Here is an 8,240-nt window from a genome sequence, read left to right as displayed (position 1 = left end):
AAAGGATGTGCTCGCGGGTCTGCGGCATCGGGCCGTCGGCGGCCGACACGACCAGGATCGCGCCGTCCATCTGCGCGGCACCGGTGATCATGTTCTTCACATAATCGGCGTGGCCGGGGCAGTCGACATGGGCATAGTGGCGGGCAGCCGTCTCGTATTCGACGTGTGCCGTCGAAATGGTGATGCCGCGTGCCTTTTCTTCCGGCGCCGCATCGATCTGGTCGTAGCGCTTGTATTCGCCAAAATACTTGGTGATCGCCGCCGTCAGCGACGTCTTGCCGTGGTCGACGTGACCAATCGTGCCAATGTTCACATGAGGCTTAGTGCGCTCGAATTTACCTTTTGCCATAGTCTCTTTCCTTGGACGGCCTGAGGACGGCCTGGACCTTCAGTTCAGTCGAATGCGGGGCGATTAGCGACTAAGGCCGAAAAACACAAGTGCCTTGTGGCTGAGCGCGGCTCACTCGGTTCGAACCCATGATCCGATTTAGGGGATGTGGCCGATATGGGAATGGCAAGACGGAAATGTAAGATGAGCACGACCCAAGGCCGGTGGCGCCACAAACCCTTAATGACACTCCCTTAATGACACTGGCTTAATGACACTGGAGCAGAATGGCGCCTGGGCACTTGCGGGTAAATGAGCATCATGCGGATTGCCACCATCGCGACAGGGCAGAACCTGCAACGTCTGATCTATCTGGCCATATGCGGCTTGATCTGCACTTACATCGGCGTGCTTGGCATTTCGATATTGATCGGCAGCTGGCTGTTCGACGAAAACGGGCGGCCGCTGGCGACCGACTTCATCGCATTCTGGGGGGCTGGCAAGCTTGTCCTGCAAGGCCATGCCGCCGATGCCTATAATTGGGACCTGCACAAGAGCATCTCGACCGCTGAAAGCGGTGCTACCTTCGACGGCTATTTTTCATGGCAGTATCCTCCGACTTTCCAGATCGTGACCGCCGCACTGGCGTTGCTATCCTATCCGGCTGCATTGGTTGCATGGATGGCGACCGGGATAACGCTCTACGCCGCCGCCATACGGCTGATCGGGAACACACGCGTTGCGATTCTGGCAGCCATGGCCTGGCCCCCCGTGCTTTGGAATACCGTGGTCGGCCAAAACGGCTTCATTACCGCTGCGTTGCTTGGCGCAGCCATCGCCTCGATCGAAAAACGCCCCGCGCTGGCCGGCCTCTGCTTCGGCCTGCTCACCTATAAGCCGCAATTCGGTCTGATGATCCCGCTTGCGCTCATCGCCGGAGGCTTTTGGCGAGTGATCGGTTGGGCCGCTGTTTCCACCACCGTCATGATCATGCTTTCCATCGGCCTCTTCGGCGCCGAGATTTGGTCCGATTTCTTCGATGCCGCCGCCAAGGTCAACGGCACCATTCTCGTCGATGGTAGGGCTGACTTCTCCAAGCTTCAAAGCCTCTACGGTTTTGTCCGCGCGCTTGGGTGGAATTGGACGCTCGCATGGACCGCGCAGGGCCTGCTCATCGCAGTTCTGAGCGCCGGCATTGTCTGGATATGGCGTCAAAAAGTGGCGTTCGACGTCAAGGCAGCAGCGCTCGCAACCGTGACGATTCTCGCTTCGCCTTACGCGTTCATCTATGATTTCGTGGCTCTTGCCATCCCGCTGGCGTTTCTAGGAAAATCAGGATTTTCGGCGAAAGAAAGCGCTGTCGTGATCGCTGCCGGAATTCTGCTCGTCTCGGGCCCCTCGGACCACCTGGCCACCGCCTTTCTCTCGGCGCTGCTTGTGTCAGGCCTGGTGGTCGGCCGCGCATGGCAGGCTTTTCCGACACGCTTGGCTTCGCGGGCTGGAGCGCTCAACGTGAATTGAAGCCATAATCCGTTCGCTTGCCGCTGGAAATCCGTTCGCTTGCCGCTGGCCCATTGCCGCTGCTGCGCCGGTCTGATTTCGTCGGCCCATGCATTTCATCCCGACTGCCATCCGAGGCCCGCTGTTCATGGTCGTTTCGACCGGGTCCTACATCGTGAACGACACGATGATGAAGCTCGCAACCGCGGGACTGCCGCCCTATGAGGTGCTGTTCCTGCGCGGCGCTGCGGCAACATTGTGGGGCATTCCGCTGCTGTTCATGCTGGGCTATGGCAAGCAGATCCCGCTGATCCTCGACGCGAAGGTGTTGCGCAGGAACCTGCTCGAACTGGGTGCTATCCTTTGCTACGTGGTGGCGCTCGCCAACATGCAGATCGCCGATTCGACCGCGCTTGGGCAGATCACACCCTTGCTGATGCTGGTCGGCTCCTCGATCCTGTTTGGCGAACGGATCGGCGGGGTGCGGCTGGCGCTGATCGGCCTTGGCTTTATCGGCGCGGTGATGGTGGCACAACCGACGATGCAGGGGATTTCGGTCTACGCCCTGCTGGCGCTGGGCAATGCCGCTCTGTCCGCGGCACGCGATCTGGCGGGACGCAAGGTCGCCGCCGAGGTGCCGGGGATGGTTGTTGCCATTTCCGCGGTGGTCGTGGTGCTCGCCGGCGCCGGCGTCGCGCATCTGCTTTCCGAGCAGTGGGTCGTGCCTGAAACCCATCACCTGCTGCTGATGGCGGGGGCCGGACTGTTCCTGATCTTCGGCCACTTCTTCATCTTCATGGCCTATCGGGTCGGGCCGACCAGCGTGGTGGCGCCGTTCTACTATTGCTTCACCGTCTGGGCGGTGATTTCGGGCCTGGTGGTATTCCGGCAACTCCCGAATGCGCTGGCCATCTGCGGTATCCTGCTGGTGGTGGCCAGCGGGTTGACAATCGTCTCGCTCGACGAGCGCAAGCGCCGGTTGACTGTCGTCGCCTAGAGCGGAAGTGGAGAAGCGCATGGCAAGCCCGGAAAGCAACCAGAATGCAAGCAACCGCACGCTCACCGGAAAGTGCCTGTGCGGCGCCGTTCAGTATGCGGTGGCGGACGCGTTCATCTATGCCGCGAACTGCCACTGCTCGAACTGCCGGCGCACCACCGGTTCGGCGTTCAAGCCATTCGCCGGCATCGAACGCGACAGGCTGAGCCTGACCAGGGGCGAGGACAATCTCATGATCTTCGGCGACGAAACCGGCCATAACGCGCACTGCAAGACTTGCGGCTCGTTGCTCTATTCGGTGGTCCGCGGCGGTGCCTTCGTGCATGTCGCCATGGGAACCCTGGTCGACGAGCCGACCATCCGCCCGACGCAGCACATCTTTGTCGGCTCCAAGGCGAAGTGGTTCACGATCACCGACGACCTGCCGCAATATGAAGAACACGTGGTCGCTGGAGATGCCGACGAATAGCTGACCGTTAGAAAACGCTCAACCAAATTATCGTTTCGTTTTCGCGTCCGTCGCCAAAGAAACTATACTGTGCTCCGTCACCGAACCTATGTCGCGGGGATTTCTGTGGCATTACCGCCCGAGTGGTTGCCCAATGTTGCGATGAGGCGCGTCATTTGCCATTGGACGGCGGGCTCGCATTCGGCCGGCGATACCGACAAGGATGCATATCACATACTGGTCGAGGGGAATGGCCGTCTGGTCAGGGGCCGGCCTTCGATCGCGCTCAATTCCGGCCGGGTAAAACCGGGATATGCCGCGCACACGCTCAACTGCAACGGCGGCTCGATCGGGGTTTCGCTCTGTTGCATGGCCGGGGCGGAGGAAAGGCCGTTCGATGCCGGCCGCTATCCGATGACCAGGGCGCAGTGGGACGCGATGACCGCGGTTGTCGCCGAACTCTGCAAATATTACCGCATCAAGGTCACGCCCAAAACGGTGCTCTCGCACGCCGAGGTCGAAAGCAATCTCGGCATCGAGCAACGCGGAAAATGGGATTTCACCCGGCTGCCTTTCGATCCGACGATCAGCGGCGCAAGCGGCTGCGGCGAGCGGCTGCGCCGCGACGTGACGGCGGCAATGAGCTCGATGCCAAATCTGCCGGTGAGGATTGGGCGGGATGCCGTATGGCAGCGATTGCTGGAGGAACTATGGCCGATCATGGTGAGAGGGCTGGAAGCCGGCCTCAACACGCTGATCCGCGAAATCCTCAGAAGGATCAGATAGGCGGTCGGCATTCACCCGAATGCCGACGCAACTGCCGGACGGCTTCTATAGAGCCCTCTTGCCGCTGAACTGATGATAGGCCCAGAGGACAACCACGGCACCGACCACGGCTACGATCAGGCTATAGATGTTGAGCCCGGTAACGCCCGACGCGCCAAACGCGCTGAAGATGAGCCCTCCGACGATGGCCCCGACAATCCCGAGCACGATGTCGAGCACAAGGCCTTGCCCGCTTTTATTGACGATCTTGCTGCCTATGAAGCCGGCGATGACGCCGAGAATAATCCAGCTTAATATTGACATTTTTCCTCTCCGTTCCCCGCGCTCGATTACTTCCACATTATTAAGCAAAGCTCAAGCCAACTTGAAAATCATGATTACGGAAAGCTCAAACCGGCTTGAAATTCGCCATGGATGCGTCATTGTCGGAGACGACGGGCAATTTGACATGGAGATCCACAATGGGACTGTTTGACAATGCCGTTCCCGGCGGCAACGTCGCCAAGCCGCTGATGATCGCGCTCGGCGCACTTTTGGTGGGAAAAATGCTGAGCGGTGGAAGTTCCGCCCAGCCGGAGGCAACGCAAAGCCCTGCCCCCGTCCCGCCTGATACAACAGCATCCGCCGATGGCGGCCTGCTCGGCGGTCTGGGCGGCCTGCTCGACAAACTGAAGGACGCCGGCCACGGCAACGTCGCCAATTCGTGGGTCGGTACCGGTCAGAACCAGCCGATCAACCCCAGCGATCTGGGCAGCGCTCTCGGGCCACAAATCATTCAGGAGATCGCGCAAAGGACGGGGCTGAACCAGCAGGACCTGCTCAAGCAACTGTCCGCAGCCTTGCCAGGGCTTGTCGACCAGCTGACGCCGAACGGGCAAGTGCCGCAGCAGAACCAGCTCGCGTCCATATTCAGCAAATTCGCGAGTTAAGGCATGTCGCCCAACACCGCCTGCGGTTTGGTACAACGACATGCATAAAACAACGGATTAAGGTCGTTGCGCGTCCGTCTGGACGCGCAACCAACACTTTGAATTATCGGCAAAGCGCTTCACTTGGCAGTGCCTGCTTCGGGATCGTGCGCGAGGGACGCCGCGGCTGCGGGAAATCTGGAGCGGGTAGCGGGAATCGAACCCGCATATTCAGCTTGGAAGGCTCCTAGAAATACAATGAAATCAATGCGCCGTGTCACGACACCTCGCGTGCCGTGTCAAGTTGTGGCATAGGGTCGGCCGCCATGTCACAACTCCTGATCCTTGCCGCCGCTCTCCTGACCGGCTGGCCTGTCGTGCTGGACGGCGACACGATCGTGCTCGACGGCAAGCACATCCGCGTCGCGAATATCGACGCGCCAGAGATCCACGAGTATCATTGCGACGCCGAATTGCGGCTCGGCTTGGTTGCCAAGCGCAGAATGACGGAGCTGCTGAACAGCGGCCCTGTCACGGTGCATCCGGGCGATCCCAAAAGCGGCCGATTGAAGGATCGCTATGGCCGGACGCTGGCGACGATCGACGTCGACGGGCATGACGTCGGCGACATCCTGATCAGCGAAGGCCTGGCGCGGCCGTGGACCGGCAAGCGCCGCCCCTGGTGCGATTAGCTAGCGCCAGTCCGCCTTGGTGAGATAGCGCGTGTAGGCGCGCTCGACGCCGGCTACCGCTTCGTCCTTGTCCCCAACTGTTCCCCTCGCCCCGCCTTCAAAGCATGTCCAGAACCAGGTGCCGGCGCCAGGGCCCTGCACCGTCTTGAATATTCGCCCGACCGCATCCTGCTGAAACATCGCAGTGAAGTCGAAAGGGGGTGTCTGGCCGCCGATCACCGTCCGCGACCAGTCGAGCCGGACGCGCGCGCCTTGCCCGTGCACGAATTTGAAGGCGTCGTCGCGAGCCTTGAAGGTCTGCAGCACCGTGCCACCGTCGACGACCTGGAAGCCGCGCTGGTAGGCCAGGCGCACCGTCAGCCGGTCCATCACCGTGCCATCCTCGCTGCGGCCGTGCCGGCGTTGCTCGGCATGGTGATGCCGACGGCGACGCGGCGCGAACCGCATTTCGGGCAGCGCAGCCGGCCGGACAGCATGGCCAGCGGAAAGTCCCGACCGCGCGTCCACAGCATGGTGTAGACGTCCAGCTCGTAGCGATTGCCGCACTCGCGGACGGTCTTAAGCCCCTCGCGACTGCCCCAAACGCAGCGCGCGGTCAGCCTCACGCCGTGGTTCCAGGCATCGCCCAATGTCTCGATTTCCATGAGAACGGAATAAGAACAAATTCCTGCTTCCGGTCAAGCCGTCTTCACGATCGCCGGCCGCGCGCCAGTATCCTGACGATGGATGAGAACTACATTTATGGCGAAAGAACCGGCCTGCAACTCGTTCGCATGGCGATCGAGCTGACCTGCCCGGCTGGCGTGCTGCCGAGCGAGGAGGCGGTCAACGTGATCTATGGACCGCTGCCGGTGCACGAGGGCGAGGCCCTTGCAAAGGCGATCATCGAAACCGTCGAGCGACTGACCCGGTAGGCTATCCCTCGTCATCGAAGCCGAGCAGCGAGGCGTGGCGTATATATTTGTGCTCGCCACGAAGGTGCTTGATCCGCAACTTCACGCCAGGCTCAACCCACTGCGTTGCCGGTCGCTTCTTGACGCCCTCCGGAGGTGGGCCGGCATGTTCCTGGACCCGTTTCCACAGCCGTTCCTTCATGTCGCGCCCCAAGCTGATGAAGGCCGAACCGACATATTTTCCGGTACCGGGCTTCGCCAGCAAGGCGAATGCCGCCTTGCCCGGCTCGCGCTCGACGCCCATCAGTTCGTATTCCTGGACTGTGAAGCTCTTCGTCTTCAGCCAATCGCTGGTGGGGCCGCTGCGATATTTGCTGTCGGCGCGCTTTGAAACGATCCCCTCGATCCCCGCTTGGTCAGCGAGATAGAAAATCGCCTTGGGGTCTCCGGGTATGGCCTCGCTGAACTGGATCCTGCTGTTCGGCTTCATGAGGCCGAACAGAAGCTCCCGGCGCGCCTTGCAGCCGATGTCACGCAGATCGTGCCCGTCGAGATGCATGATGTCGAAGGCGCCGAGGATCATGGCGTAGGGATCGCTGTGCACGGCTTTCTGCAGCGCATCGAAGTCGGGCAGCCCGGCCGTGTTGGTGACCACCGCCTCACCCTCGAAGATCGCGTTCTCGACGTCGAGCTCACGCGCCGCTTCGACAATGCCAGTGAACTTGCTCGTCCAATCGGCGCCGGACTTGGTGAAGACCCGGATATCCTCAGGGCTGTTGATGACGACCTGGGCGCGGTAGCCGTCGAGCTTGATCTCATGCATCCAGTGCTCACCCTCAGGCGGCTTTGCGACCAGCTTGGGCTCCATTGGCGCAATGAACTCGAGGCGACCGGTACTTACAATTTTACGCACCCAGTCAATACTAGGTACAAAGCTTATATTAGGTAGAGTGAACGGAACGTGATTCTAGTTCAGCGCCGGCGGCTGGCCGGGCCTGAAGCCCTTCAGGGCGGCGGCGATGCCCATCATCACCGATTGCTCGGGATAGTCGAGCATGCGCAGCATGTCCGGATCGTCGCCGACCACGCCGCGGACCGGCAGCACCTGGTAATCGCCGTCGAACGGCATGGCCTCGCCATTGGCAAGAAAATCGTATTCCGGAAAGCAGCCCTTCAGAAAGGCCTCGACCTCGCGCAGGGCGGCGTCGGAGCGAGCGTTGGACGGTGCGAGCACGACGAAGCTGTCGACCGCGTCGCCGGCCGGCATGCCGGAAATATCGATGGCGAGATGCATGAGAACCCCCGATTGGATGTTCTCATTCCGTTCATGTTGCGGCTGAAGAGTCAATGCGGGCTCCAGCCGCAGACCCCGATTCATCAACGAACTCCCCGCGCAACGAACGCTCGTTCATGGATATCAGTAGGCCTCCCCTGAATTCTTCGATCGGAATTTGCGACTGACCGATGAGATCATAAAGCTTCTTGGTGTCTTGCTTAATAAGCGCTTCGCGATTTGCGGAACCACTCGGTCGAAGCCTCTGCAGAACCGTAACGTGGGTTGGAACGGGGATCGCCCCAGGGACCTTCCTAGGAACAGTCTCATCGTAGACACAGAAAAGGCGGCCCAACTGATGATCGGTCACCTGTCTAACGATTTGAACCTGAAAACAAAGCAGCGCCTGGACGGT

The 8,240-nt window shown here is 60.7% G+C and carries 13 protein-coding genes; 7 read left to right on the top strand and 6 right to left on the bottom strand.

All coding sequences use genetic code 11. The features are described from left to right. The coding region (locus NKH37_RS29215) for a GTP-binding protein (RefSeq protein WP_352643573.1) at nt 1–349 on the bottom strand (349 nt) is incomplete at its 3' end. A 300-nt stretch (nt 350–649) separates the two neighbouring features. On the opposite strand from NKH37_RS29215, the gene NKH37_RS29210 reads away from it, so the two are divergent. The 4 genes from NKH37_RS29210 (at nt 650) to NKH37_RS29195 (ending at nt 4,059) form a co-directional block, all read left to right on the top strand. Then, the gene (locus NKH37_RS29210) at nt 650–1,849 is read left to right on the top strand and encodes a glycosyltransferase family 87 protein (RefSeq protein ID WP_353042150.1); all 1,200 of its coding nucleotides are present in this window, start codon (nt 650–652) and stop codon (nt 1,847–1,849) included. A gap of 88 nt (nt 1,850–1,937) precedes the next feature. Beyond that, nucleotides 1,938–2,825 (top strand): DMT family transporter, encoded by an 888-nt coding sequence (locus NKH37_RS29205; protein ID WP_023717516.1) that lies wholly within the window; start codon nt 1,938–1,940, stop codon nt 2,823–2,825. 19 nt (nt 2,826–2,844) lie between these two features. Further along, complete coding sequence (locus tag NKH37_RS29200; protein WP_023717515.1) at nt 2,845–3,294, top strand: GFA family protein; 450 nt, start codon at nt 2,845–2,847, stop codon at nt 3,292–3,294. A 141-nt stretch (nt 3,295–3,435) separates the two neighbouring features. Beyond that, nucleotides 3,436–4,059, top strand: a complete 624-nt coding sequence (locus NKH37_RS29195) for a peptidoglycan recognition protein family protein (protein WP_352484574.1) — start codon at nt 3,436–3,438, stop codon at nt 4,057–4,059. A gap of 45 nt (nt 4,060–4,104) precedes the next feature. Here the strand turns inward: NKH37_RS29195 and NKH37_RS29190 are convergent, their stop codons facing one another. Continuing rightward, nucleotides 4,105–4,362, bottom strand: coding sequence for a GlsB/YeaQ/YmgE family stress response membrane protein (locus NKH37_RS29190; protein ID WP_023717513.1), 258 nt, complete (start codon nt 4,360–4,362; stop codon nt 4,105–4,107). A gap of 158 nt (nt 4,363–4,520) precedes the next feature. On the opposite strand from NKH37_RS29190, the gene NKH37_RS29185 reads away from it, so the two are divergent. Both NKH37_RS29185 and NKH37_RS29180 read left to right on the top strand, forming a co-directional pair. Further along, entirely contained in the window at nt 4,521–4,988 is a 468-nt protein-coding gene (locus NKH37_RS29185; RefSeq protein ID WP_023717512.1) for a YidB family protein, read from the top strand. Nucleotides 4,989–5,293: 305 nt separating this feature from the next. Continuing rightward, nucleotides 5,294–5,659: a thermonuclease family protein gene (locus tag NKH37_RS29180; protein ID WP_353042148.1), complete on the top strand. Its 366-nt coding sequence runs from the start codon at nt 5,294–5,296 to the stop codon at nt 5,657–5,659. On the opposite strand, the gene NKH37_RS29175 is transcribed toward NKH37_RS29180, so the two are convergent. Then, entirely contained in the window at nt 5,660–6,028 is a 369-nt protein-coding gene (locus NKH37_RS29175) for a hypothetical protein (protein WP_353042146.1), read from the bottom strand. It lies immediately after the preceding gene. Next, on the bottom strand, nt 6,028–6,264 hold the full coding sequence (locus tag NKH37_RS29170) for a hypothetical protein (protein ID WP_353042144.1): 237 nt from the start codon (nt 6,262–6,264) through the stop codon (nt 6,028–6,030). The genes NKH37_RS29175 and NKH37_RS29170 overlap by 1 nt, the downstream gene beginning before the upstream one ends. A gap of 117 nt (nt 6,265–6,381) precedes the next feature. Here NKH37_RS29170 and NKH37_RS29165 point away from each other — a divergent pair, with 117 nt between their 5' ends. Then, nucleotides 6,382–6,573 carry a hypothetical protein gene (locus tag NKH37_RS29165; protein ID WP_353042142.1) on the top strand — a complete coding sequence of 64 codons (192 nt, stop codon included), beginning with the start codon at nt 6,382–6,384 and terminating at the stop codon, nt 6,571–6,573. Between the two features lies 1 nt (nt 6,574). On the opposite strand, the gene NKH37_RS29160 is transcribed toward NKH37_RS29165, so the two are convergent. Then, a complete protein-coding gene (locus tag NKH37_RS29160; protein ID WP_353042140.1) occupies nt 6,575–7,375 on the bottom strand; it encodes an ATP-dependent DNA ligase in 801 nt (266 codons plus the stop codon). 144 nt (nt 7,376–7,519) lie between these two features. After that, on the bottom strand, nt 7,520–7,846 hold the full coding sequence (locus tag NKH37_RS29155; RefSeq protein WP_353042138.1) for a hypothetical protein: 327 nt from the start codon (nt 7,844–7,846) through the stop codon (nt 7,520–7,522). Nucleotides 7,847–8,240 lie beyond the last annotated feature (394 nt).

The sequence above is a fragment of the Mesorhizobium sp. M1217 genome (assembly GCF_040318275.1).
GTDB lineage: Bacteria > Pseudomonadota > Alphaproteobacteria > Rhizobiales > Rhizobiaceae > Mesorhizobium.
The sequence above is the reverse complement of the archived record's forward strand: the minus strand, read 5'-3'. Positions and strand labels throughout refer to the sequence as shown.

Excerpts from the sequence above, each read along its gene's own strand:
- NKH37_RS29155 (WP_353042138.1), bottom strand. The coding sequence starts at position 7,846 with ATGCATCTCGCCATCGATATTTCCGGCATGCCGGCCGGCGACGCGGTC.
- NKH37_RS29195 (WP_352484574.1), top strand. The coding sequence starts at position 3,436 with ATGAGGCGCGTCATTTGCCATTGGACGGCGGGCTCGCATTCGGCCGGC.
- NKH37_RS29200 (WP_023717515.1), top strand. The coding sequence starts at position 2,845 with ATGGCAAGCCCGGAAAGCAACCAGAATGCAAGCAACCGCACGCTCACC.
- NKH37_RS29165 (WP_353042142.1), top strand. The coding sequence starts at position 6,382 with ATGGATGAGAACTACATTTATGGCGAAAGAACCGGCCTGCAACTCGTT.
- NKH37_RS29185 (WP_023717512.1), top strand. The coding sequence starts at position 4,521 with ATGGGACTGTTTGACAATGCCGTTCCCGGCGGCAACGTCGCCAAGCCG.
- NKH37_RS29210 (WP_353042150.1), top strand. The coding sequence starts at position 650 with ATGCGGATTGCCACCATCGCGACAGGGCAGAACCTGCAACGTCTGATC.
- NKH37_RS29180 (WP_353042148.1), top strand. The coding sequence starts at position 5,294 with ATGTCACAACTCCTGATCCTTGCCGCCGCTCTCCTGACCGGCTGGCCT.
- NKH37_RS29175 (WP_353042146.1), bottom strand. The coding sequence starts at position 6,028 with ATGGACCGGCTGACGGTGCGCCTGGCCTACCAGCGCGGCTTCCAGGTC.
- NKH37_RS29205 (WP_023717516.1), top strand. The coding sequence starts at position 1,938 with ATGCATTTCATCCCGACTGCCATCCGAGGCCCGCTGTTCATGGTCGTT.
- NKH37_RS29190 (WP_023717513.1), bottom strand. The coding sequence starts at position 4,362 with ATGTCAATATTAAGCTGGATTATTCTCGGCGTCATCGCCGGCTTCATA.
- NKH37_RS29160 (WP_353042140.1), bottom strand. The coding sequence starts at position 7,375 with ATGCATGAGATCAAGCTCGACGGCTACCGCGCCCAGGTCGTCATCAAC.